Genomic DNA, 23,641 nt, shown 5'->3' with positions numbered 1-23,641 from the left:
TTAGCATATGCCGGTTGGTGGTAATGTTGCATTAAATTTAAAAGCGGTGTCGGGTATTCGCATCGGCACTGCATCAGCCGGTATTTCACAAACAGAACGTGATGACCTAACCATTTTTGAGTTAGCTCAGGGCACGCAAGTGGCGGCTGTTTTTACAAACAATAAGTTTTGCGCAGCGCCGGTCTTGTTGGCAAAAAAGCATTTAGCTGAAGGCTCTCCGCGTTATCTATTGATCAACTCTGGCAATGCAAATGCAGGCTTAGGTGAGCCGGGGTTACAGGCAGCGCAAACGTGCTGCATTGAACTGGCAGATAGAGTTTCCTCTCATAACGCCCAAATATTGCCGTTTTCAACGGGGGTGATTGGTGAGCCATTGCCGGTTGATAAACTAGTGAGTGGCTTACAAGCTGCGGTAGACACGCTTAGTATAGGTAACTGGTCAAAAGCGGCTACAGCCATTATGACAACGGATACACGTGAAAAGGGCTGTTCTCGTACGGTAGAGCTTGGCGGTGCGTCAATAACCATTACCGGTATCGCTAAGGGTTCAGGAATGATTGAACCGAATATGGCGACCATGCTGTCTTATATCGCTACCGATATGGCTATTAGTCAACCACTACTCCAACAAATGTTGAACGAGGCGGCTGATCTGTCTTTTAATAGCATTTCGGTGGATGGCGACACTTCAACAAACGACGCGCTTGTATTGATGGCAACCGCCAGTGCGAATACAACGCCTATTAATTCAGCTGAAGACCCAAGGTATCCGCAATTTTTATCGGCGTTAAAAGAAGTATGCTACTTCTTAGCGGAGGCGATTGTGCGCGATGGAGAAGGCGCTACTAAGTTGATTAAGATAACAGTTGAGCAAGCGGATAGTGTTGACGATGCAAAGGAAGTCGCTTATACAGTTGCTCAATCGCCATTGGTTAAGACTGCATTTTTTGCGTCTGACCCAAACTGGGGAAGAATCTTAGCGGCAGTGGGGCGAGCCGATATAGAACACCTAAATGTTGATACTATTTCTATCCACCTAGACGATACGTGTATTGTTGATGCGGGCAAACGTGCACCTAGCTATACCGAAGAGATGGGGCAAGCCGTGATGGATAAAGAAGAAATTCTTGTCCGAATTAGTTTGGCGCAAGGCACACAGTCTGCCACTGTGCTGACCTGTGATTTGTCTTACGATTACGTCAAAATCAACGCCGAGTATCGTTCTTAAAACAATTTCTAGACTGATCAATCGACAATGCTGAAGGTAGCCGTTGGAGTTATAAAAAACAAGCGAGGTGAGGTGCTTATTAGTAAACGTGCTAATGATGTTCACCAAGGCGGCCTATGGGAGTTTCCAGGCGGTAAGCATGAAGAAGGCGAAGACACATCTCAGGCGTTAGAAAGAGAACTGCGTGAAGAGCTCAATATAAGCGTGCAGGCATCTACGCCATTTGTTGAGATAAAGCACTGTTATAGCGATGTGTCGGTTCACCTTGATGTGCATATCGTTGAAAAATTTGAAGGTGAGGCCTGTGGGATGGAAGGTCAACTCATTAAATGGGTTGCTATCTCGGCTTTAGAAGAACATTCATTTCCTGCAGCAAATGTCGCTATTATTGACGCTTTAAAGCTGCCCCAGTATTATCCAATTGTCGATGAATGTATTGGCGATGAGCAGTTGATGCTAGAGCACTTAAAGCGGCTGATTGCAGCTGGTTATACAATGATTCAATTGCGCGTAAAGTCATTCAGTAAGGAACGATTTAAAAAGCTAGCAAGACGTGCAATAGAGTTGTGTGAAGAAAATGAAGTTCGTTTATTTGTTAATACGGATATCGCTATGGCGTTGGAAATTAATGCCAGAGCTGTTCATCTGAGTGTCAAAGAAATGATGAAGATAAAAAATCAGTCCTTATTGCCAAAAGGGCTCATATTTGCCGCCTCTTGTCATAATAAAAAAGAATTATGCTTGGCAAAAGAACTGGGTGCATTGTTTGCCGTATTGTCTCCCGTTTGTAAATCACAAACTCATCCAGACGCTCAGCCATTGGGTTGGGAGAGGTTTAAAGGCTTGGCCGAATCATCTGCAATACCGGTGTTCGCCTTAGGAGGGCTCGGTCCAGACGATATGGATAAGGCGCAATCCAATGGAGCACATGGCGTGGCGGGTATTAGAGGTTTTTGAAGAGGAGCAGTAGCTCTATAGATTAGAAGTGCTCTAATAATCTAGTGATTGTTCGTCATCAGCGGCTAGGTAAACTTTTTCTCCGGCAATCGAGTGATTTTCTGCAGCCCATTCACCAAGGTCAATTAATTTGCAGCGTTCACTACAAAACGGTCTAAAGGTTGAGATCTTGCTCCATGCTACTGTTTTCTGGCAGGTAGGGCAGTTAACGGTTGTTTTCATTATCTTAGAGTTGGCAAATACTTAACGTAAAATTAATGTCATCACTTGTTTGACTTGGCCTTTCAGTGTCAAGTGGAACCATAAAGCGAACACTAAAGCGGTGTTTTCCGCCACTTATTTCAGCAAAGTAAAGCGAGTTCAGTTCTAAGGAAACACGCAGTAAGTGAACGGGGTGACTGCTATCTAAGCTTTGTTGATAGAAGCCTGAGTGCGCGATTCTTGTAGTGGGTGTGGCGCTAAAACGGATGAACTGTAGTAATAACGAGATTGATTGTTGGATAGGCTTTAAGTGATTCGTCCAACAATGAATTTGTTCGCGACGCTCGCTGAGCGGTTTATTTAACCAAAAATGATACGCTGGAAGGTCAAAGTCACATGTACCGCCAGGGATGCTGTTACGTTGTGATAAACATTTTAGTAAGTCCACTTGGCCAAGTATCTGATCAATCCTTCCGCTACTGGATATTAATTGTCGGTTGAGCCGGTTAAGTTGATCAATGCTTTGCTCAAGTTTTTCACGGTCCACTTTTGGGTTTTTGGCGAAAATAATAAGGGACTTGGTATGGCGCTCAATTTCTTTGGTGATCTCGTTTCTTAAATCGGTCCGACTTGAGATGGCAAGAATGTCGAGAAGACAACTGAGTTCTGCTCTATTTTGCCACTCACCGTCGTGTTGTGAGAAGTGTTGCATTTGTTCAAATAAGTCCTCTAACCTTAGAAAGGTACGGATGCGTTCGCTTAGAGGGAGTTCGTATGTTATTTGTTCAGACACAAGAGTGTAATTAGGCCGTAAAGTTGCTATTTTGCAGGATATTAGTTGTTTTTTCCAGCGCTCATTTTTAAGTAAAAGTTATGTAGCTTTTGAACCTTGGCGTCTAGGCTTTCTAACGACTCATTATTAACGAGAATATCATCGGCATTACTTAGTCGAATTGAGCGAGAACACTGAGAGTGCATAATTGAGGCGATCATGGCATCATTTAATTTATCACGTTTTTTTACTCGTTCGATTTGAACTGCCTCGGGACAGTCAATCACTAATACACGATCAACCTTATCTTGATGCTGAGTTTCTAATAATAATGGAATACTGAGAATGCCGTATGGGTAATCAATTTTCTCTAATGCTTGATACATTGTGGTGTAAATGATCGGGTGTAAAATATTTTCTAAGGTTTCTTTTTTATGCGGATCATTAAAAACTAACTCACGTAGATAATTTCTATTGAGTGAGCCGTTAGGTAATAGTATTTGCTCACCGAATGATTTTTTTAAGATGAGGAGTGCCGGTTGACCAGGTTGTACGATGGCGTGCGAGATAACGTCAGCATCAACGACAGGTACGTTTCTTTTTTCAAATAGTTGAGTGATGGTGGTTTTGCCACAGCCAATACCCCCCGTTAACCCAATGGTTAGCATAATGTTCTATAAGCCAACAAATTGAAGGTAAGCGGTATTAATTTGATTACCCCAAACAAGAGCAATAAATGCAGCAACGGATAAGTAAGGGCCAAACGGTATAGGGATGTTTTTATCGCGGCCCTTGATGACGATGAGTGTTAAGCCAATAACGGCACCAACAAAAGCAGATAACATGATAACCAGGGGTAGCATTGTCCAGCCCAAAAAAGCACCAATGGCGGCTAACAACTTAAAGTCGCCATATCCCATGCCTTCTTTGCCAGTGACTAGCTTAAAAAGCCAAAACACCGACCAAAGGCTAAGGTAACCGGCGACAGCGCCTAGAAGGGCTGTTTGAGGCGACGTAAAAATACCGAAAAGGCTGATAGATAAGGCAAACCAAAGCAGTGGAAGGGTGATGGAGTCGGGTAATAGTTGGGTGTCAAAATCTATCAACGTTAAACAAATTAATACCCATATAAAAACTAAAGCAGCGCACGTTTGTAGTGATACGCCGAATTGAATGGCGACAATAATGGATAAAGTAGCAGTGATTAACTCAACTACGGGGTACCTAATTGAAATAGTTGCTTTACAGTTTTTGCATTTACCCTTCAAAAATAGATAACTTAAGACAGGAATATTTTCGAGTGCGCTAATAGTATGATTGCAAGAAGGGCACCGTGAACGAGGTTGTGATAGATTGAACGTTTCAGTTAATTCAGCCTGAGACTCTTCTTGCTCCAGAAAGCTTAAGCATTCTTGCCGCCAGCCTTTTTGCAACATAATGGGGAGGCGGTACGCGACAACATTGAGAAAACTGCCAATCAAAAGTCCTAGCAGACCAACAGATAGGTATAAAAAGCTGGCGCTTTGTTCAAGCGCTTGAATAATATTCATGTGTAGAGCAACGAATTTGTATTTTCGCTAGAAAACAGTTCCTAGCATAAAGATAGGTAAGTACATGGCCACAATTAAGCCACCGACTAAAACACCCAAAATCGCCATAATAAGCGGTTCAATTAAACTGGCGAGCGAATCCACAGCGTTGTCGACTTCTTCTTCGAAAAAATCGGCCACTTTACCTAACATAGTTTCAACAGAGCCTGCTTCTTCACCAATGGCGACCATTTGCACCACCATGTGCGGGAATAAGCCGACATTTTTCATAGCTTGTTGTAGTTGAATCCCAGTGGCTACTTGCTCTCTCATTTGTAAAACAGCTTCAGAGTAGACGATGTTGCCGGTTGCACCTGCAACTGACTCAAGTGCCTCGACTAGAGGCACGCCAGCGGCAGACATGGTTGATAAGGTTCTAGCATACCTTGCAATCGCGGCCTTGTTTAAAATGTCGCCAATAATAGGCATTTTAAGAACCACTCTATCGAGTAAATGGTTGAATTTTCGCGAGCGTTTTTTGACCTGCATGATGGCAAATACAACGCCACCGATGATACCAAACACAGCCCACCACCATTCTTGCATAAAGCGTGATAATTCAACGACCATCTGGGTGAAAGCAGGAAGGTCCGCGCCAAAGCCAGTAAATAAACTTTCAAATTGTGGTACTACAAACACCAGCAAGATGGATGTAACGATAATCGCCACAATTAAAACAGAAATGGGGTAAGTAAGGGCCTTTTTGATTTTAGCTTTTAGGCTTTCAGTTTTTTCCTTGTACTCGGCGATTTTAACCAACAGTTCTTCCAAAATACCAGCGTGTTCACCGGCTTCTACTAGGTTACAAAACAGTTCGTCAAATTGAAAAGGGAATTTACTAAGGCTTTCGGCTAGCGTCGAGCCGCCTTCAATGTCGGCTTTAATGGCTGCCAGCATGTCTTGCATGGCAGGTTTTTCGTGTCCTTTGCCGATGATGTCAAATGATTGAACTAACGGAATACCAGCAGCCATCATCGTGGCAAGTTGGCGACTAAAGATGGCAATATCTTTGGGTACGATCGGTTTTTGCCCCATGTTGCCAAACAAAGCTTGAGGTTTTTTCTTAACTTTTATTGGGCGAATGCCTTGTCGGCGTAATTCAGCTTTAACAATGGCGTCACTACGGGCATTAATTTCGCCTTTGTTACGGTTGCCCTTGTTGTCGGTTCCTTCCCAGAGATATGTAACTTTTGATGAATTAGCAGCCATAATATTTTAGTCTTTTGTAATTCGGTTAATTTCTTCAATACTGGTAATGCCAGCTTTAATCTTTTCTAAACCTGACTCACGGAGTGTCAAAACACCTTCTTTTGCAGATTGATTTTCAAGGTCTTTAGTCGAACACCCGTGAATGATGAGGTCTTCCATTGCTTCAGAAACAGGCATTACTTGAAAGATTCCAATACGACCTTTATAGCCGTTGACACAGTAATCACAGCCGACGGCCTTATAAGTTGTAAGTCCTTCAGCATCCTCTGCTTTGAAACCCTCTTTTATTAGCAAGTCAGCGGGTAATTCTTCTTCTTTTTTACACCGTTTACATAACTTTCTAGCCAAACGTTGCGCCATAATTAGCAGGACAGATGCAGCGATATTATAGGGTGGGATGCCCATTTGGTTTAAGCGGTTTAGTGTTTGAGGTGCGTCGTTCGTATGCAGGGTAGACAGCACCAAGTGACCGGTTTGAGCGGCCTTAACTGAAATCTCAGCGGTCTCAAGGTCACGAATCTCACCGACCATGATGATATCAGGATCTTGTCGCAAAAACGCGCGAAGCGCTTCAGCAAAGGTTAGCCCAGTTTTAGTGTTAACGTTAACTTGGTTGATGCCTGCAACTGTTATCTCAACGGGATCTTCAGCGGTCGATATATTGATATCCGGCTCATTTAGAATATTAAGAGCAGTATATAAACTAACGGTCTTACCACTACCGGTTGGGCCGGTAACTAAAATCATGCCGTAAGGTTTTTCAATGGCCTTCAAAAAAGCAGCTTGTTGATTCGGATCAAAACCCAATTGTTCAATGCCTACTTGTGCACTGGTCGGGTCGAGAATACGCAATACAATCTTCTCTCCGTATAGCGTCGGGCATGTGTTTACACGAAAGTCGATGGCTCTTTTTTTCGATAGCGCCATTTTAATACGACCATCTTGAGGAATGCGTCGTTCAGATATATTCATACGCGACATGACCTTAATGCGCGATGTCAGCTTGTTAGCAATATTCATCGGAGGCGATGCCACCTCTTTCAAAATACCGTCTTGACGCGTCCGTATTCTGAAGCTTTTTTCATAAGGCTCAAAGTGAATGTCAGACGCACCTTTTTTAATGGCGTCCAGTAAAATTTTATTAACAAAGCGAACAACCGGCGCATCGTCAATATCACTGTCTAAGTCGTCTTCAGCGGGTGCGGCGTCAGCGTCATCGAAGTTGATGTTGTCGAGATCATCATCAAGTAAGTCATCCATGGATGTATCTTCATCATCCATGGCGGTTTCAATAACGCGGGTTAATTTGTCTTCTTCAACAAGAATAGCCTCGGTGCTCATTCTTGTTTGGAACTTTATTTCATCTAGAGCTTGCAGGTTTGTTGGGTCAGACACCGCAACAAACAACTTATTGCCGCGTTTATACATGGGTAGCGCGTGGTGTTTACGAACTAACTTTTCATCCACCAAACCCTTAGGGATAACTTCTTTGTTGAGTGCATTAATATCAAAAAGCGGAACGCCAAACTCTTCAGAAGCAGAAAGAGCAATGGTTTGGCTGTCTAAGATTTTTTGTTCAACGAGAAAACTAACAAAAGACTTTTTCTTTTTACGAGCGTCCTCAAAGTGCTTGCGAGCAGCCTCTTCGGTAATCAAGCCGTCTAGTACCAGCCGCCGTGCTAAACCGCCTAAATAAATTTTTTCGCTCGTTACTGCCATATTTCCTTTTAGTTTAATATCCTTGATGAAGAAGCTATGTCCTTATCTACTATAGTTTAGTATATATCGTGGCTTTGTCTAGCGTTAGCGTGTGCTACCTGGTAGTACTATTGTGTGTGGGCGCTGTTTAGTCACAATTAATCTATACTAGATTGAGACCTAGATAATAGCCCGTATATGCCTAAAATAACCATAATTACTGTTTGCTTTAATGCTGAGCAATACATAGAACAAACAATACAAAGTGTTATCAGCCAAAAGAGTTGTGAATTTGAATACATTATTGTTGATGGCGCTTCAACGGATAAAACCAAGCGTATTATTCAACAGTATGAATCGCAGCTAACCAGTTGGGTATCTGAGCCTGACGGGGGTATTGCCGATGCGATGAATAAAGGGGTGGAATTAGCAACAGGGGAGTATTTATTGTTCCTGCACGCGGATGATTATTTAGCAGATGACGCAGTATTGTCAAAAGTAATTAGCCGCATGCAAACTAATGTTGATATACACGCGTTTGATATTTTATTTAAAACAAAAAGTAAGGAAATACTAAAAAGTACAAAACCTTTGGGAATGCGCACATACTTTAAAACCCCCGTAATGCATCAAGGAGCCTTTTGTAAAAAAACATTGTTTGAACAATTGGGCGGCTTTAATACAGATTTTAAAATAGCAATGGATTATGACTTTTTCTATAGATCCTTTCAGCATAATGTGACAATGGATATTTATACTGATTTAACGGTTTCCGTTATGCGTGATACAGGTGTGAGTTCGAGGCAAGACTGGGTAAGTTTAAAACAGCGGTTTTCAGAAGAAAAAAGAGTTCATTTAGAAAATAATACCTCAACTGCTATGCGTGTTATTTATGCGGTTTATTGGGCGTTATATCTACCGTATCGTAAGGTGCGGTTTTTTGTTAAGCACTTATAAAAGGAATGCATACGATCACGTGCTAAAAAAAATAAAACAACTTAAACAGAATGCTGGCTTCATGCGTTATTTTCATAACACATCATGGCTAATGGGGGAAAGAATATTACGCATGGGCGTTGGCCTATTTGTAGGTATATGGGTCGCACGTTATTTAGGGCCAGAAAAATTTGGTTTACTAAGTTACGCTCAAAGCTTTGTCTTTCTTTTTACCGCCATTGCTACCCTAGGCTTAGATGGAATAGTCGTTAGGGAGTTGGTAAAAGATGAAAGCAAACGGGATGTCTTATTGGGCACGGCATTTGGCTTAAAACTAATAGGCGCTATCATCATCTTGCCCGTTTTATTTTTAGCCGTGCAATTTACCAATAATGATGACTACACCAACCTGTTAGTTTTCATTATCGCCTCAGCGACCATATTCCAAAGCTTTAATGTCATTGATTTTTACTATCAGTCTAAAGTGTTATCTAAATATGTAGCGCTTGCTAATGCTGTGGCTTTGGCATTATCAAGTGCTATTAAAATAATGCTTCTTTTAAATGAAGCACCGTTACTGGCTTTTGCGTTAATGACAATATTTGATGGGCTTGTATTGGCTATAGGCTTGGTTTATTTTTATATAAAAACGAGCGGGTTTAAATTGTCTAGCTGGAGTTTTAATTGGGCAATGGCTAAAGGTTTGCTTAATGATTCATGGCCGTTGATATTAAGTAGTTTTGCTATTTCTATTTATGTGAAGGCTGATCAAATAATGATTATGAAAATGCTTGGTGTTGAGTCGGTTGGGCAATATGCGGCTGCGGTAAAAATTAGTGAAGCTTGGTATTTTATCCCTGTAGTTGTAGCTAATTCAATGTTTCCAGCCATTGTTAATGCAAAAGAAATTAGTGAAGGTTTTTATGTTAAGAGACTCCAGTTTTTTTTTGATTTAATGGTGCTGTTATCATTGTTGATTGTTGTGCCCTTGGTTTTTTTGTCAGAAGATATGGTTCGACTCTTGTATGGAAATGATTACGCCCAAGCAACCAGTATTTTAATGGTGCATGCCTGTGCGATACTTTTTGTTTTTATGGGGGTTGCAAGTGGAAGGTGGCTACTAAATGAGAATTTACAGATTTATTCGAGTATCAATACAGTAATCGGCATGATTTCAAACATAGTTATCAACTATTTTCTTATTAATAAGGTGGGTTTAATTGGTGCGGCTATTGCGACAGTAATTTCATATGCAATTTCTGGCTATGGATTGTTACTTGTTCATGGGAGAACAAGGGATGTTTTTTTTATGTTAACAAAAAGCATGTTTTTAATTGGTTTGTTACAAAGGCGTTATCGAAATGGAATATGAGTTGAATGTTAAAAGTTTGGCCATCTTTGAACTAAAGAGCCTTTTGGGTCGGTGTTTCTTGAAGACGACGCCTAAGTTATACGGGAAGAGTAACTATTTGAACCTAGGCTGTGGAAGTAACATTATCAAGGGATATGTTAACGCTGATTTTTTTGGTCCTTTTAAGTTTTGGAAAAAAACATTCAAGAAAGAATGGTATTTAGACTTAAGGTATCCGCTTAATTGTGAGGGGGAGGTCTTTGAAGGTGTGTATTCAGAGCATACATTGGAGCACTTGTATCCACGTCAAGCTGATGCGCTGTTAAGAGAACTATATAGAGTATCAAAAAAAGGTGCCGTCATTAGAATTACGGTGCCAGATATAGAAAGATACGTTAATTTCTATATTGCTGATGATGAAATCTTTGACCATCGTGAGTTTAATAAAAGGTATAAGAATGGTTGCTTAGCCATTAGAAATATCACGCAAAATTACTTCCATAATTCAACTTGGGACTATGAGTTGTTGAGCAGCTCTTTAGCTGAAGCGGGGTTTGTAGATATAAAAAGAATGTCATTCAATAAGAGCCGTGACCAAAAATTAGAGCTTGATATTAAAGAGAGAAAATGGGAGACCTTATATGTTGAAGGGGTCAAGTGAAATCATATGAGTTTTTTGATACCTCCTTAAGATTCTATGAGAGTGCTTTTGTAAAGGGGCTTAACAAATGGAAAGTTGGGCGGTTCTGAAATTGTAATTATTCAATATGAAAACTCTAAAAGGGGGGCATATTGAATAGTGGTGAGGAAAATAGAGAGTAATTCATGAATAAAAAAATTATTATATTAGGTGGTGACGGGTTTTGCGGATGGCCAACAAGCTTACATTTATCTGAACAAGGGTATGAGGTAATTATTGTGGATAATTTCTCACGGAGAAATATCGATAATGAATTAGAAACGAACAGTTTAACGCCAATAAGGCCAATGGGTGTTCGTTTGTTAGCATGGAGTCAGGTATCAGGAAAGAAAATTGAATTCTGTAATATAGATGTCGCTCAAGACTATGATGGACTTTTGAGATTAATAGAGAAAGTTCAGCCAGAGGCTATCATCCACTTTGCAGAACAAAGAGCAGCCCCTTACTCAATGAAAAGTTCTCAACACAAAAGATACACTGTCAATAATAACTTAAATGGTACTAATAACCTTCTGGCCGCAGTTGTTGAGTCAGGGCAAGATATTCATATTGTTCACTTGGGAACAATGGGAGTTTATGGCTATGGGACAGCTGGGATGAAAATACCTGAGGGGTATTTGACTGTTAAATTAGAAAAAGATTCAGGTGAGATTGTTGAGCGAGAAATACTATACCCAGTAAATCCTGGCAGTATCTACCATATGACGAAGACCCAAGATCAGTTAATGTTCGCCTACTACAATAAAAATGATGAAGTTAGAGTTACTGATTTACACCAAGGTATTGTGTGGGGGACACAAACTGAAGAAACTAAAAAGGATGTAAGGCTAATTAATCGCTTTGATTATGATGGAGATTATGGAACTGTGCTTAATCGTTTTTTAATGCAGGCTGCTGTTAAGTACCCATTAACCGTCCATGGGACAGGTGGACAAACGCGGGCTTTTATTCATATACAAGATACTGTTAGGTGTATAAAAATTGCTATTGAGACTGCTCCTAAGAAAGGTGAGCGAGTTAAGATCTATAATCAAATGACGGAAACTCATAAAGTGAGAGAGTTGGCGAAATTAATTTCTGAAATTACGGGTTCAGTAATAGAGCTTATTCCTAATCCTAGGAAGGAAGATAATGAAAATGAATTACATGTTACAAATGAAAGTTTCCTTGGGCATGGGTTAAAACCAATAAAACTAGAAGATAGTTTAATGGAAGAAGTTGTAAGTATTACGAGAAAATATATTGATAGATGTGATTTAGATAAGATTCCATGTGATTCATATTGGAATAAGCAGCAAGAGTTTCAAGCAGGTATTAAATAAGTATGGGTAGCCAACTATTTGAGGTGCCGATATCATTTCATATTTTCAATCGTCCAGAAGTAACAAAAATAGTATTCGATGAAATACGAAAAATAAAGCCTAAGAAATTGTTTATTACGGCAGATGGTGCTAGAAGAGGTAACCCTGATGATGAAGCGAAGTGTCAGAAAACAAGGGAAATTGTAAGTAAGATTGATTGGGATTGTGACCTCTACAAAAATTTCTCTGATACTAATAAAGGTAGTTTTAAATCGACGTCTGAGGGTATAACTTGGGTTTTTTCACATGTAGATAGGGCGATAATATTAGAGGACGACTGTATTCCACACTGCTCATTCTTTACGTTTTGTAGTGAGTTACTTGAGTATTATGAAAAAGATACACGAATAGCATTAATTTCAGGTAATAATTTTCAGTTGGGAACCAATAAAACGAAAGAGAGTTATTACTTTTCAAGGTATACGCATATTTGGGGGTGGGCAACTTGGAAGAGAACTTGGGAGCAAGTTGATTTTTCTATGAAAGCTTGGCCAGAATATAAAGAAATTAATGGTCTTAGAAGTTCTTTTTTTAATAAAAAAGAGATTGGCCACTGGAGGGGTATTTATCAGGAAATGTTTGATAAAAAAAGGAGGCTACATTGGGACTACCTGCTTTCTTTAGCCTCTTATATGAATAACACAGTGACAATCTTACCTAATGTGAATTTGGTCTCGAATGTTGGTTTCGGCCCTGATGCTAGTAATTGTAAGGTCAAGGGGAGGTTTCAATCTTTAGAAGTAAAGGGCCTTAGTTTCCCGCTTAAGCATCCAAATTTTGTGTGTACATTTGTTGATGCTGATGATTTTACAGAGAAAAACATATTTAGTGGTACGAAAAGCCCATGGTTGAATCTGGTATTGAAGTTTATTCCAAATATTCTCTACTTGAAGCTTAGAAAATTGAAGAGATTTATAAAATGTTAGTTAATAAACAGCTTTGGGGCGCGGATATAGAAATGATTTTATTCAATGAGTCCAAGCGGTGATATATGCGATGTCCCTTATGCGAAAGTAATAAAATAAATATCATTGAGTTAATTGGGCGAGAAAGCCTAATAAATTTAGTTAAAAAACTTACTGATGAAGATGTGTCGTATTTATTTGATAGCGATCTAAATTATTGTGCGTGCAACAGATGTAAACTTAAGTTTTTTAATCCGCTTATTGTAGGTGACGAGAAGTTTTATAACTCACTTCAAAAACTTGATTGGTATTATGTAGATGAAAAAGCGGAATATTTAGAGGCCTCAAAATATATTACAAAAACAGACAGAGTCTTAGAAGTAGGTGGTGGAAAAGGAGCTTTTGTTAAATTTTTACAAACTAAGCACTATGTCGGCCTTGACTCTAGCACTAAGGCTAAAGAGATGGCTTTGAAAGATGGAGTTACTATAGAAAATGAGTTGGTGCAGGATTATGCTACTAAAAATTTGAATAAATTTGATGTGGTTGTCAGTTTTCAGGTATTGGAGCACGTATCAAATCCGCAGTCATTTATACAAGCAAAAGTTGATGCTTTAAAAGTTGGAGGGAGGCTTATTATTGCTGTTCCTAGTGAGGATTCTTTTTTAAAATATGCAACTAATAATATATTGAATATGCCGCCACATCACGTAACACGCTGGCCTTCTGAAACCCTTTACTATATTGCTGAGAAATATAATTTACAGGTGTTAGATATTCATTATGAGAAATTACAACGTATTCATAAATTATGGTTCGTAAAGTTACTCATAAACAATAGCATTATGGACTCTAAATTATTAAGTCGGTCATTAATTCGGAAATTTACGTCTGTGCTATCGTTAATTCTAGCGAGAATATTGGTTAAGGGGCTAAAAGATGAGATGTTGCCAAATGGTCATACTGTAATAGCTATTTATCAGAAGAAGTGAAAGTATTAATTATTAATTTTTCTGATATTCAAGGTGGTGCATCTCGCGCTGCATATCGCTTGCATCAAGCCCTACTGGATTCGAGTGTTAAGTCTCAAATGCTAGTTAATGTCAAATTTAGTGATGATTATAGAGTTGTTGAATCAGAATCAAATATTGGAAAAGGAGTCTCATTGTTGCGCCGTATTATGGATGCTCTTCCCTTAGGCTTATATAAGCATAGATCAAAAACTTATTTTTCTCCTAATCTGGTGCCCTTTTCAGGTTTGGTTGCTCGTGTTAATAAAATTAACCCCGATGTGGTTCATTTGCATTGGGTTAATAAGGTGATGTTGTCTATGTCAGATATAGCAAAAATAAAAGCACCTATTATTTGGAGTTTGCATGATATGTGGGCGTTTACAGGTGGCTGTCATTATGATGAAGAATGTGGAGCTTATATAGATTCATGTGGTTCATGTAGGGTACTGGGTTCACTTAAAGGCTATGATTTAAGCCGATACATATTTAAGAGAAAGCTTGCCAGTTATTCAAAACATAAAAACCTGACGATCGTTGGATTGAGTCGCTGGCTTGCTAGTTGTGCTAAGCAAAGCCGGTTATTTAAGGGAAAGAAGGTTGTGTGTTTGCCGAACCCTATTGATACATCAGTTTATTTACCACTGGAAAAAATAGTTGCTCGTGACTTATTATGTTTACCGCGAGATAAAACTCTAGTTTTGTTTGGTGCAATGGCTGCAACCTCTGACCCTCGTAAAGGTTTTAAAGAGTTAAGTGAAGCATTACAGCAATTGGAGAGTGAAAATATTGAGCTTGTTGTCTTTGGAAGTAGTGAGCCTAAAGTACCGGAATGTTTTAAATTTAAAGCTCATTATTTAGGGCCGCTATATGATGATGTAACCTTGCGTGCGCTTTATAGCGCAGCAGATGTGATGGTGATCCCTAGTATCCAAGAAAATTTATCAAATGCGATTATGGAAGGCATTGCTTGTGGAACACCTGTTGTGGCTTTTGATGTGGGTGGGAATGGCGATATGATTGAGCATAAAACAAATGGCTATTTAGCTAAACCGTTTGATACAGAGGATTTGGCAGTAGGTATTGAATGGGTTTTAAATGCTCCGAACTACGATGAACTTTCGGCTAATGCTCGTAATAAAGTTGTGCGTGAGTTTGATAGCCGTGTGGTTGCAAAACGTTATATTGCTCTTTATGAATCAGTTTTAGAAAAGAAAGAATGATATAAAAGCATTAATAACAGGCATAACAAGCCAAGCTGGCTCTTATTGATCTGAGTTTTTACACTATGGTGATTTAATAGGCAGTTCTAATTTAACGCGTACCCTGCAAGAGGTTCAGCTTGATGAAATTTATAACCTAGGCGCGCATAAAAGGTCGGTACGACGTGGAAAAAATAATTAGCCCAATAGCGACAGGCAACGGCGCATACATTATTCATAAGAATATAGAACACGCCATAAAAAAGTACCAAGTGGTGCCTTATCACCCTTACCTTACATTATTCCCCCCCAGTTTATGGTCGTTAGGGCGTAAATTGAAACCGAGTATTATCCATACTACTCCTGACTACGCTCGTTTTCATAAGCAAAAGGGTGTTCCGTTGGTAGTAACGTTTCATAACTACGTATTAGACACCTTTATGCGTGAGTACAGCACGAGGTTGCAGAGTATTCATTATCAAACAGATCTAAAGTGGTTCACCAAGAAAGCAGTGGTTTTTGCGGATGAGATAACGACGGTCAGTCAGTATACGGCGGATTTAGTTCAGCGTGAATTAGGCATCAGTAAAAAAATTAGAGTAATTTACAATGGTGTTGATGAATCAACTTTTGTTCCTTCGTTAGATAAAACTCGGAACAGCGGTGAGATTAAGGTACTGTTTAGCGGAAATCTCAGCAACCGAAAGGGCGCGCAATGGCTTATTCCGATTTTAAATAAATTAAATGAAAATGTTACTATTCTATATACATCTGGTTTACGTGGTACTGGAGGTTTAGCTGAACACCCGCGATTGGTCAATGTTGGGCGAGTGCCCTATAAAGATATGCCTCGGTTGTATCAATCGGTTGATATTCTTTTATTTCCAACGGTGCGCGAAGGATTCGGTTTGGCTGCAGCAGAAGCTATGTCTTGTGGTTTGCCCGTGGTGGCAACAAATTGTTCTTCACTTCCTGAATTGGTTGATGGGGGGCAAGGCGGCTTTTTATGTGGGTTAGGGGGTGTTGATGATTTTGCAACTAAAATTAACCTTTTAGCTGAAAATAAGACGCTTTGTAAAGAAATGGGTGAATATAATCGAGCAAAAGTTGAGCACTTGTTTACGTTAAATAGGATGGTTTTTGAATATAAAAATTTATTTCAACAAGTGTTAGATGATGCTAGCTCTCAATAGAGGGTTGTTTTACGTGTCTAAAAGTTGAAATAAATTGTTGAGAAATAAGCGCCCAAGAATAAGTTTCTTCGGCTTTAATTAGCGCTTTCTCAGTACAGTTATTAGTAAAACTTTTATTGTTAAGCATGTAATGAATAGAAGTTGATAATTTATCTGAGTTATTAGGAGGAATGAGTAGGCCAGTTTCACCATGAGTAATTACTTCTGAAATTCCACCGACAGTTGTGGCAATTATAGGGGTCTTACTCGCCATAGCTTCCAATAAAATAACACCCTGTCCCTCTGTATCCCCTTTTGAGTCGATGACAGATGGAGCTACAAATAATGAGGCCGCAGCATAAAAGTCGGGGAGTTGTTTGTTTTGCACTTGCCCCCAAAATTTTATATTTTGCACGCCTAAGCGTTGCGCTTGTTTTTCAAGCTCGATACGTTCATCGCCATCACCAATAACCCATAAAATGGATGCATCTTGAAATTTTTTAGGGAGCATCGAAAATGCTTCAATGAGGTACTTAACGCCTTTCTTTTCGACAAGGCGGCCGACGAACAGAATGATATTTCTGTTTTCATTATTTAATAATTTATCTGCGTTGCCGGATTGGAAGTGTTCTATATCTACCCCCATGGGGATAATGCTAGGGTTAGGTATTTCGCATGCCTTACCAAAGGCGTTAGCTGTAGCAGATGTGTTCGATGTCCAACCGTGGCAATGCTTTAAAGTGAATTTTTTTAACCGGCTAAGAGCGCCTGTATTTAGTGAAAAAGCGTCCCCGCCATGGGCTGTCGCGATAACAGGTATTTTTAATAGCTTGCCGGCTATGATGGCTATAAACCCTTGGGGAATAACCCAATGCGCATGAATAACATCCGGCTTTATTTTTCTACATAAAAAGATCAAAGAGGTAAACATTGCTAGTAGAAAAAAAGGAACTTGTAGATAGAGGAGTTTATTTCTTTTTAAATTTGGAAGTATTCCCGAACTATAGGCGAGTAGCTGCCATCGATTTGGAAGGTATCGGAACCAATGATTTTTTATTCTTATATCAAGGTCTGTAGCGTTAACAAGAGGGTGATCGGGCGCTAAAACATGAACATCCACATCATGTTTGGCTAAATTAGTAGCGAGGTAGCGTAAGAATACAGAACTGTTGTCGGTATCGTTTCTTGGATAGCTCGATGTTAACATCAAGACTTTTAATGGATCTGGGGATTTCATTAAGGCTTAATAATGAGTAAGGAAAAAAGTTATTCTTTATCTGTATTTCTATAATGCAACGACGAAATTTGTTCAGACAATATCCCCATCAAAAAGATAAACACCGAGGCGACGTACAGTAATAAGCTACCGTTGCTGAACGAGCCGGAGGTTGCATAGCTATGAACATGGTTGATGACACCGAGAAGAAAAAACACGCCGCTGGTGGGTAGAAAAAGCCGCATCGGTGAGAACAGTGCACCAATTTTTAAAATAATAACAAAGAAACGTATGCCATCTTTTAATAGTTTAATTTTGCTTTTGCCTTCTCGTTTGCCCGCCTTGATGGGGATGTAGGCGACGGGTAGGGCAGAGCGAAAAAACGCCATGGTGGATGTGGTTGGGTATGAAAAGCCATTCGGTAATAGGTATAGAAACTTTTTAAAGTGTACTGTTCGAACTGCGCGAAAGCCCGATGTGAGGTCTTCTATTTTTTGACCGGTCATAAACGAGGCGAGTTTGTTAAAGACGGTATTACCAAATAGGCGTTTTTTTGAAGCGTGGGAACTAGCTTCTCTTGCGCCGACGACCATGTCGTAACCTTCGTCTAATTTATCGAGTAGTCGTTGGATATCTTCGGGGCCGTGTTGTCCGTCTGAATCCATGAATACGATGATATCGCCCGTTGCGTTACGTGCGCCGGTTTTAATGGCTGCGCCGTTGCCTAAGGGTTCGGGGTGTGACACGACGCGTATGCCGTGTTGTTCGCAAATTTCAAGGGAACGATCCGTCGAGCCATCATTTACCACCATAATTTCCGCGGTTGGTTGCGCTTGTTTTAGTTTTGGCAGTAAGGCTTCTAGGTTTTCGGCTCCATTTAAACACGGCATTACGATGCTGATAGAAGGTTTGTTTTTGGCCATGTTGGAAGCGACGGAGTTAATTAATTAATTGTTGGATTAATTGTCTCACACTTTCAGGTTCGAAGGGTTTGTTGCAAATGGCCGATACGCCAGCTTGTTGTACAGCGGCAAGGCGACTGCTATTTTGTTCGCTAGTCACCATGATGATAGGCACCGAGGATTGATTACTTTGTTCTCTAATATAGGCGGATAATTCACGACCATCCATTTCAGGCATGTTGTAGTCGGTAACGATTAGATCAAACAAGGACTCGCTCAAAATGCTAACGGCTTCAATTCCATTTTCGGCTTCGGTCACATTGTCCAACCCCATGGAGGTGAGGGTTCGTTTGATGTGCTTGCGGGCGAGTGCGCTATCGTCTACGAGTAGGATTCGAAGGTCGTCGATATCGGTGTTTTCTAAGGAAATATCTTCAGGGTTGAGGTGGCTGACGGTGCTTTTTAATGCGAACTCTAGATCCTGTGCGGCAAAGGGTTTGGGTAGAATGGCGACGACACCCGCTTGACGAACAGCATCGAGTTGCCTGATGTCGGTAACGCTTGATACCAATACGAAGCAAATGCCTTGGTTGCTCTTATCTTCTCTTAGCGAGTGTAGCAACTCATTGCCGGTCATATCACTTAGGTAATAGGCGCTTAGAATAAGATCTGGAGCGCCTTCTTGAATGTAATGCAGAGCTTCCTCAGCGGTGGAAACGGAATCAATTTTATCAATGGATAAGCTGTTTAATTCACGCTCAATAATACGTTGCTGGGTTTTTGATGGCTCCACGATGAGTACATTCAGGTCGTTTAAATCAATATTCATAAGTCCTCGTAGTATTTTGCAGCCGTTGCGTGTCAGTTCTTTTTTTGTTGAATTAAGTTAAAGCGTTTGTCAGTGTCGTGTTGATAAAACAACATTCACTTGAAAGCTCAAATGTAATAAACAGAAGTGTAGTTGGTTTTTTGAAATCTGCTGAGAAATGAACCATCTGCGGGTGATAAAATGACCGGACTAACTTTATAAGGACAAAACATGGAAAAAGATAAAGATGTCGTGCCAACTTTTTGGCAAATGGTCGGAAGCACGATGCTGTCTTTTCTGGGTGTGTCGAAAGAGTCACGTAGGAAACGTGATTTTCAACACGGCAACCCTAAGGTGTTTATTGCGACGGGTTTTATTTTGGCCTTTATGTTTATTATGGTGGTGATTGGCGTTGTGCAGCTGGTGTTGCCAGACTGATTTTTTTACAAAATGTCGCTGCCACGGCAGTCATCAGCAGTTTTGAAACGGTTTTAATATTCCAATGGCCGGGAACTACACGGCGCCGTATCGCCTAACGGGTATACGTTAGGCGATACGGTACGAGCAAGAGTGTTGTGTTGGTGGGAATTTGGCTTATTTATAGCCTGTGTATGGATATTGTCAGCGCTTTCATTACAAAGAAGCTATTTTCTCTTTTTGCTCGTTTAAGTTATTTAGCTTGGATGAAATATCGCGTTGCTTGTCTTTTTCCTTTTCTACAACAGCTGCCGGCGCTTTATCAATAAAAGAAGCATTGGATAGTTTTCCGCTAATTCTAGCGATTTCCTTTGCTAACTTGTCGATTTCTTTATTGAGTCTATTTAGTTCGGCTTGTTTGTCGATTAATCCGGCCATTGGAATCAATACCTGCATGTCTCCAACTAAGGCGATGGCGGATTGCGGGGCGTCATCAGTCGTCGATAAGACGCTGATGGATTCCAAGCGCGCCAATTTCTCAAGTAAGCGTGAGTTGCTGTTAAGACGTAGCTGATCTTGTTCGCTGCTGTTGTTGAGCAGTACCGGTAAAGGTTTGCTTGGCGGTATATTCATTTCTCCGCGAATTTTCCGAATGCCCATCACAAAATCCATGACCCATTGCATGCTGTCTTCTGCATCCGCTGATATTTTACTCTCATCGGGTTTTGGATAAGCCTGCAACATAATGGTGTCGCCGGTTTTGCCCGCCATAGGAGCAATTTGTTGCCAAATCTCTTCGGTGATGAAAGGCATCATGGGGTGAAGTAGACGAAGTACCGTTTCCAATACACGAATAAGCGTTTGGCGAGTGCCGCGTTTTTGTTCTGTTGAGCTATTTTCGTCCAATAAAATAGGTTTTGAAAGTTCTAGGTACCAATCGCAATATTCATTCCAAACAAATTCGTATAAGGACTGAGCCGCTAAATCGAAGCGGTATTTTTCAATGGAGCTGATAACGCTGGCTTCTGTTTTTTGCAAACGAGAAACGATCCATTGGTCAGGCAAGCTATAGTCGCACGGTTCATTACTTAGGCCGGTGTCTTCACCTTCTGTATTCATTAAGACGTAACGCGTGGCATTCCACAGCTTGTTACAGAAGTTTCGGTTACCTTCGATGCGGTTTAAATCAAAACGAATGTCGCGCCCAGTAGAGGCAAGTGTTGCAAAGGTGAAACGTAACGCATCAGTGCCAAAGGCAGGGATACCATCGGGGAAATGTTTGCGGGTATCTTTTTCGATTTTAGCGGCCATTTTAGGCTGCATGAGGCCTTTAGTGCGTTTTTCTAATAGCGCATCGAGCGTAATGCCGTCGATAAGGTCAATCGGGTCAAGCACGTTGCCTTTGGATTTGGACATTTTTTGACCTTCCGCATCGCGTACAAGGCCGTGAATGTATATTTCTTTGAACGGCACGTCGTCCATAAATTTCAAGCCCATCATAATCATTCGGGCAACCCAGAAGAAGATGATGTCGAACCCAGTTACCAATACACTGGTAGGGTAGAAGGTATCTAGCTCAGGTGTTTTATCCGGCCAGCCAAGAGTTGAAAATGGCCATAAGGCTGATGAGAACCAAGTGTCGAGTACGTCTTCATCTTGTCTTAAGATGAGGTCGTCTGCGAGATTGTTCTTCTCACGTACTTCGGTTTCATCCCGCCCTACGTAAATATTGCCGTCTGCATCGTACCAAGCGGGAATTCTGTGGCCCCACCAAATTTGCCGTGAAATACACCAGTCCTGAATATCGTTCATCCAGTTGTAATAGGTTTTATCCCAATTTTCAGGCACAAATTTAATTTTGCCACTTTTAACTGCTTCAATGGCAGGTTCTGCCAAAGGCTTAGCTTTTACAAACCATTGGTCAGTCAGTAGTGGTTCGATAATCACGCCGGAACGGTCACCACGAGGGATCATCAGTTTGTGATCTTCTACCTTTACTAATAAGCCTAAATCGTCTAAATCTTGTACGATTTGTTTACGTGCCTTAACGCGATCCATGCCTTGGTATTTTTCTGGCATCTCGTCATTAATGCTGGCATCAATGGTGAAGATGTTAATTAATGGCATATCGTGACGCTGGCCGACTTCGTAATCATTAAAGTCGTGCGCAGGTGTTATTTTTACGCAACCGGTACCAAATTCTGGGTCTACATAGTCATCAGCAATAATGGGGATTTCACGGTCACATAAGGGTAACGTAATGGTTTTTCCAATAAGGTCTTGGTAACGCTCATCACTTGGGTGAACAGCTACGCAAGCATCGCCGAGCATGGTTTCGGGGCGGGTTGTGGCAACTACTAGCTCGCCACTGCCATCGGCTAATGGGTAGCGCATATGCCACATATGGCCTTGTTCTTCTTGTGAAAGCACTTCTAAATCAGATACTGCGGTGTGTAATTTAGGGTCCCAGTTGACGAGGCGTTTGCCGCGATAAATAAGGCCTTCTTCGTGTAGTTTTACAAATACTTCGTTAACGGCTTTGGACAAGCCTTCGTCCATGGTAAAGCGTTCGCGAGACCAATCCAAAGATGTGCCCATGCGACGCAATTGTTGTGAAATGGTGTTGCCCGATTCTTCTTTCCAATCCCAGATGCGTTCGACAAATTTATCACGGCCTAAGTCATGGCGCGTCTTTCCTTCGGCGTTTAATTGACGCTCAACTACCATTTGTGTGGCGATACCGGCATGGTCGCTGCCTGCCTGCCAAAGTGTGTTATTACCCTGCATGCGATGGTAACGGGTGAGCGAATCCATGATCGTATCTTGGAAAGCATGGCCCATATGTAGACTGCCGGTAACATTGGGCGGCGGAATCATAATGCAATAAGCAGCATCGCCACCTTGTGGCTGAAAGTAACCTTGTTGTTCCCATTGGCTATACCAGCGAGATTCAATGTCGTGCGGGGCGTATGTCTTTTCCATCTTGAATGTTATGCATTGATGATTTTAATAGCTGGGTATTATAGCTTTGTTGGTGGGGTGAGGACTTTGTTTTTTTATGTAACAGCTTTCGCCCTATAGGTGAAAGGGGTCCTATTTCGCTGCCGCGAGGGCATTCATTTCTTTTGTACGACCAAAAGAAACGAATCAAAGAAAAGGTCGCCCAATCGCAAATTATTAAATCATTTCGGGCGAGCGCTAAACTCGCCAAAAGGCGGCTCAGACAACGCACTCACTTATCCGAAATACTTTAATAATTTAAACGCGAACAAGGGTAGAAGCTCGGTTCATTTTTTTGACTTTAGGTTCCATGTAGCCTCGCCGAAGCATTGTTCAGTTTTACAAAGCTTTCTACTGTGGTTGTGTGAACCCGTGCTTTGTCGGGTGAGTTCCACAGTAGTTGTAAAAATGAATGGTGCAGAGGGAACCGCAGGTGAGACTTTAGGGCGGCATTTTTCTGGTTACTCTTTTTTTGCTGAAGCAAAAAGAGTAACTCGCCTATAGGGCGAAAGCTGTTATATAAAAAAGCGTTTTTTCACGGCAGGGAATAGGAAAAGGCAAGCGCATGGGTTGCTATTAAAATCAAATTTTATGCGTATTCAAAGGATATCCTCGACTTTTATAAAACTTAAAGCGTTCACGCCCTGCTTGTTTGATGGCCTCATCTTGATTGACTAGTTCTACAAGTCGTTCAAAACGGCCAAAGCAATCGGGTGTTTGAGCTGTCAGGTTGATGAGCACGTCATGTATATCTAAAGGGTCGCCACTGTGGTTGATATACACGGGGTTCTTGGCGCACTCATCGGCTTTTATGGTGTGTGGCACAAAGCTGGTGGGCGAAAATGACCATAACAAATCATCTAACTCTTTAGACTGTTCTGCGGACTCGGTGTGAATATATACCCGATGACCTTGCTTGCTGGCTTTTTGTGCAAGGCGACAAGCAAAAACATGCTGCTGTTGAATGCTTGCATCGGGTAAAACGTAGAAATCAATTCGCGTCATAT

General features: G+C 40.9%; 22 protein-coding genes and 1 pseudogene. 12 read left to right on the top strand and 11 right to left on the bottom strand.

Annotation, left to right across the window (positions count from 1 at the left end):
• Positions 1 to 7 precede the first annotated feature (7 nt).
• Both argJ and AB1Y31_08565 read left to right on the top strand, forming a co-directional pair.
• Positions 8 to 1,228 (top strand): bifunctional glutamate N-acetyltransferase/amino-acid acetyltransferase ArgJ, encoded by a 1,221-nt coding sequence (argJ, locus tag AB1Y31_08570; protein MEW4983222.1) that lies wholly within the window; start codon positions 8 to 10, stop codon positions 1,226 to 1,228.
• A gap of 27 nt (positions 1,229 to 1,255) precedes the next feature.
• Positions 1,256 to 2,185, top strand: coding sequence for a Nudix family hydrolase (locus AB1Y31_08565; GenBank protein MEW4983221.1), 930 nt, complete (start codon positions 1,256 to 1,258; stop codon positions 2,183 to 2,185).
• A 33-nt stretch (positions 2,186 to 2,218) separates the two neighbouring features.
• Here the strand turns inward: AB1Y31_08565 and yacG are convergent, their stop codons facing one another.
• The 6 genes from yacG to pilB are packed head-to-tail and all read right to left on the bottom strand — an operon-like array spanning position 2,219 to position 7,675.
• Positions 2,219 to 2,407: a DNA gyrase inhibitor YacG gene (yacG, locus tag AB1Y31_08560; protein MEW4983220.1), complete on the bottom strand. Its 189-nt coding sequence runs from the start codon at positions 2,405 to 2,407 to the stop codon at positions 2,219 to 2,221.
• Between the two features lie 4 nt (positions 2,408 to 2,411).
• Entirely contained in the window at positions 2,412 to 3,179 is a 768-nt protein-coding gene (gene zapD / locus AB1Y31_08555; GenBank protein ID MEW4983219.1) for a cell division protein ZapD, read from the bottom strand.
• A gap of 41 nt (positions 3,180 to 3,220) precedes the next feature.
• Positions 3,221 to 3,826: a dephospho-CoA kinase gene (gene coaE, locus AB1Y31_08550; protein MEW4983218.1), complete on the bottom strand. Its 606-nt coding sequence runs from the start codon at positions 3,824 to 3,826 to the stop codon at positions 3,221 to 3,223.
• Positions 3,827 to 3,832: 6 nt separating this feature from the next.
• Positions 3,833 to 4,708: an A24 family peptidase gene (locus AB1Y31_08545; GenBank protein MEW4983217.1), complete on the bottom strand. Its 876-nt coding sequence runs from the start codon at positions 4,706 to 4,708 to the stop codon at positions 3,833 to 3,835.
• 27 nt (positions 4,709 to 4,735) lie between these two features.
• Positions 4,736 to 5,956: a type II secretion system F family protein gene (locus tag AB1Y31_08540; protein MEW4983216.1), complete on the bottom strand. Its 1,221-nt coding sequence runs from the start codon at positions 5,954 to 5,956 to the stop codon at positions 4,736 to 4,738.
• A gap of 6 nt (positions 5,957 to 5,962) precedes the next feature.
• The gene (gene pilB / locus AB1Y31_08535; protein MEW4983215.1) at positions 5,963 to 7,675 is read right to left on the bottom strand and encodes a type IV-A pilus assembly ATPase PilB; all 1,713 of its coding nucleotides are present in this window, start codon (positions 7,673 to 7,675) and stop codon (positions 5,963 to 5,965) included.
• A gap of 177 nt (positions 7,676 to 7,852) precedes the next feature.
• Between pilB and AB1Y31_08530 the strand changes: the two genes are divergently transcribed.
• From AB1Y31_08530 to AB1Y31_08490, 9 genes and pseudogenes are all read left to right on the top strand, one after another.
• On the top strand, positions 7,853 to 8,611 hold the full coding sequence (locus AB1Y31_08530) for a glycosyltransferase family 2 protein (GenBank protein MEW4983214.1): 759 nt from the start codon (positions 7,853 to 7,855) through the stop codon (positions 8,609 to 8,611).
• Between the two features lie 61 nt (positions 8,612 to 8,672).
• Entirely contained in the window at positions 8,673 to 9,962 is a 1,290-nt protein-coding gene (locus AB1Y31_08525; GenBank protein ID MEW4983213.1) for a flippase, read from the top strand.
• Positions 9,952 to 10,602, top strand: coding sequence for a hypothetical protein (locus AB1Y31_08520; protein ID MEW4983212.1), 651 nt, complete (start codon positions 9,952 to 9,954; stop codon positions 10,600 to 10,602). The genes AB1Y31_08525 and AB1Y31_08520 overlap by 11 nt, the downstream gene beginning before the upstream one ends.
• Positions 10,603 to 10,766: 164 nt before the next feature.
• Positions 10,767 to 11,963, top strand: coding sequence for an NAD-dependent epimerase/dehydratase family protein (locus tag AB1Y31_08515; protein ID MEW4983211.1), 1,197 nt, complete (start codon positions 10,767 to 10,769; stop codon positions 11,961 to 11,963).
• Between the two features lie 2 nt (positions 11,964 to 11,965).
• Complete coding sequence (locus AB1Y31_08510) at positions 11,966 to 12,928, top strand: glycosyltransferase family 2 protein (GenBank protein ID MEW4983210.1); 963 nt, start codon at positions 11,966 to 11,968, stop codon at positions 12,926 to 12,928.
• Between the two features lie 65 nt (positions 12,929 to 12,993).
• The gene (locus AB1Y31_08505) at positions 12,994 to 13,899 is read left to right on the top strand and encodes a class I SAM-dependent methyltransferase (GenBank protein MEW4983209.1); all 906 of its coding nucleotides are present in this window, start codon (positions 12,994 to 12,996) and stop codon (positions 13,897 to 13,899) included.
• Positions 13,896 to 15,140, top strand: coding sequence for a glycosyltransferase family 4 protein (locus AB1Y31_08500; GenBank protein ID MEW4983208.1), 1,245 nt, complete (start codon positions 13,896 to 13,898; stop codon positions 15,138 to 15,140). Before AB1Y31_08505 ends, AB1Y31_08500 begins: the two co-directional genes overlap by 4 nt.
• Before the next feature lies 1 nt (position 15,141).
• Positions 15,142 to 15,285: pseudogene (locus AB1Y31_08495) on the top strand (GDP-mannose 4,6-dehydratase).
• 19 nt (positions 15,286 to 15,304) lie between these two features.
• On the top strand, positions 15,305 to 16,312 hold the full coding sequence (locus AB1Y31_08490) for a glycosyltransferase family 4 protein (protein MEW4983207.1): 1,008 nt from the start codon (positions 15,305 to 15,307) through the stop codon (positions 16,310 to 16,312).
• Here the strand turns inward: AB1Y31_08490 and AB1Y31_08485 are convergent.
• Genes AB1Y31_08485 through AB1Y31_08475 form a run of 3 tightly spaced genes read right to left on the bottom strand, consistent with a single transcriptional unit; the run spans position 16,299 to position 19,238 of the window.
• On the bottom strand, positions 16,299 to 17,528 hold the full coding sequence (locus AB1Y31_08485; GenBank protein MEW4983206.1) for a glycosyltransferase: 1,230 nt from the start codon (positions 17,526 to 17,528) through the stop codon (positions 16,299 to 16,301). The genes AB1Y31_08490 and AB1Y31_08485 overlap by 14 nt on opposite strands.
• Positions 17,529 to 17,557: 29 nt before the next feature.
• Positions 17,558 to 18,430 carry a glycosyltransferase family 2 protein gene (locus tag AB1Y31_08480; GenBank protein MEW4983205.1) on the bottom strand — a complete coding sequence of 291 codons (873 nt, stop codon included), beginning with the start codon at positions 18,428 to 18,430 and terminating at the stop codon, positions 17,558 to 17,560.
• A 16-nt stretch (positions 18,431 to 18,446) separates the two neighbouring features.
• Positions 18,447 to 19,238 carry a response regulator gene (locus AB1Y31_08475; GenBank protein MEW4983204.1) on the bottom strand — a complete coding sequence of 264 codons (792 nt, stop codon included), beginning with the start codon at positions 19,236 to 19,238 and terminating at the stop codon, positions 18,447 to 18,449.
• A gap of 210 nt (positions 19,239 to 19,448) precedes the next feature.
• Here AB1Y31_08475 and AB1Y31_08470 point away from each other — a divergent pair, with 210 nt between their 5' ends.
• Positions 19,449 to 19,655, top strand: a complete 207-nt coding sequence (locus tag AB1Y31_08470) for a DUF2970 domain-containing protein (GenBank protein MEW4983203.1) — start codon at positions 19,449 to 19,451, stop codon at positions 19,653 to 19,655.
• 195 nt (positions 19,656 to 19,850) lie between these two features.
• On the opposite strand, the gene AB1Y31_08465 is transcribed toward AB1Y31_08470, so the two are convergent.
• A complete protein-coding gene (locus AB1Y31_08465) occupies positions 19,851 to 22,616 on the bottom strand; it encodes a valine--tRNA ligase (protein ID MEW4983202.1) in 2,766 nt (921 codons plus the stop codon).
• A gap of 600 nt (positions 22,617 to 23,216) precedes the next feature.
• Positions 23,217 to 23,639, bottom strand: coding sequence for a DNA polymerase III subunit chi (locus AB1Y31_08460; GenBank protein ID MEW4983201.1), 423 nt, complete (start codon positions 23,637 to 23,639; stop codon positions 23,217 to 23,219).
• Positions 23,640 to 23,641 lie beyond the last annotated feature (2 nt).

The organism is Cycloclasticus sp., assembly GCA_040743155.1.
In the GTDB taxonomy this organism is placed as follows: Bacteria; Pseudomonadota; Gammaproteobacteria; order Methylococcales; family Cycloclasticaceae; genus Cycloclasticus.
The sequence above is the reverse complement of the archived record's forward strand: the minus strand, read 5'-3'. Positions and strand labels throughout refer to the sequence as shown.

Coding starts and splice junctions, on each gene's coding strand:
- argJ (MEW4983222.1), top strand. CDS start 8: ATGCCGGTTGGTGGTAATGTTGCATTAAATTTAAAAGCGGTGTCGGGT.
- AB1Y31_08565 (MEW4983221.1), top strand. CDS start 1,256: ATGCTGAAGGTAGCCGTTGGAGTTATAAAAAACAAGCGAGGTGAGGTG.
- yacG (MEW4983220.1), bottom strand. CDS start 2,407: ATGAAAACAACCGTTAACTGCCCTACCTGCCAGAAAACAGTAGCATGG.
- coaE (MEW4983218.1), bottom strand. CDS start 3,826: ATGCTAACCATTGGGTTAACGGGGGGTATTGGCTGTGGCAAAACCACC.
- AB1Y31_08545 (MEW4983217.1), bottom strand. CDS start 4,708: ATGAATATTATTCAAGCGCTTGAACAAAGCGCCAGCTTTTTATACCTA.
- AB1Y31_08540 (MEW4983216.1), bottom strand. CDS start 5,956: ATGGCTGCTAATTCATCAAAAGTTACATATCTCTGGGAAGGAACCGAC.
- pilB (MEW4983215.1), bottom strand. CDS start 7,675: ATGGCAGTAACGAGCGAAAAAATTTATTTAGGCGGTTTAGCACGGCGG.
- AB1Y31_08530 (MEW4983214.1), top strand. CDS start 7,853: ATGCCTAAAATAACCATAATTACTGTTTGCTTTAATGCTGAGCAATAC.
- AB1Y31_08525 (MEW4983213.1), top strand. CDS start 8,673: ATGCGTTATTTTCATAACACATCATGGCTAATGGGGGAAAGAATATTA.
- AB1Y31_08520 (MEW4983212.1), top strand. CDS start 9,952: ATGGAATATGAGTTGAATGTTAAAAGTTTGGCCATCTTTGAACTAAAG.
- AB1Y31_08515 (MEW4983211.1), top strand. CDS start 10,767: ATGAATAAAAAAATTATTATATTAGGTGGTGACGGGTTTTGCGGATGG.
- AB1Y31_08510 (MEW4983210.1), top strand. CDS start 11,966: ATGGGTAGCCAACTATTTGAGGTGCCGATATCATTTCATATTTTCAAT.
- AB1Y31_08505 (MEW4983209.1), top strand. CDS start 12,994: ATGCGATGTCCCTTATGCGAAAGTAATAAAATAAATATCATTGAGTTA.
- AB1Y31_08485 (MEW4983206.1), bottom strand. CDS start 17,528: ATGAAATCCCCAGATCCATTAAAAGTCTTGATGTTAACATCGAGCTAT.
- AB1Y31_08480 (MEW4983205.1), bottom strand. CDS start 18,430: ATGGCCAAAAACAAACCTTCTATCAGCATCGTAATGCCGTGTTTAAAT.
- AB1Y31_08475 (MEW4983204.1), bottom strand. CDS start 19,238: ATGAATATTGATTTAAACGACCTGAATGTACTCATCGTGGAGCCATCA.
- AB1Y31_08470 (MEW4983203.1), top strand. CDS start 19,449: ATGGAAAAAGATAAAGATGTCGTGCCAACTTTTTGGCAAATGGTCGGA.
- AB1Y31_08465 (MEW4983202.1), bottom strand. CDS start 22,616: ATGGAAAAGACATACGCCCCGCACGACATTGAATCTCGCTGGTATAGC.
- AB1Y31_08460 (MEW4983201.1), bottom strand. CDS start 23,639: ATGACGCGAATTGATTTCTACGTTTTACCCGATGCAAGCATTCAACAG.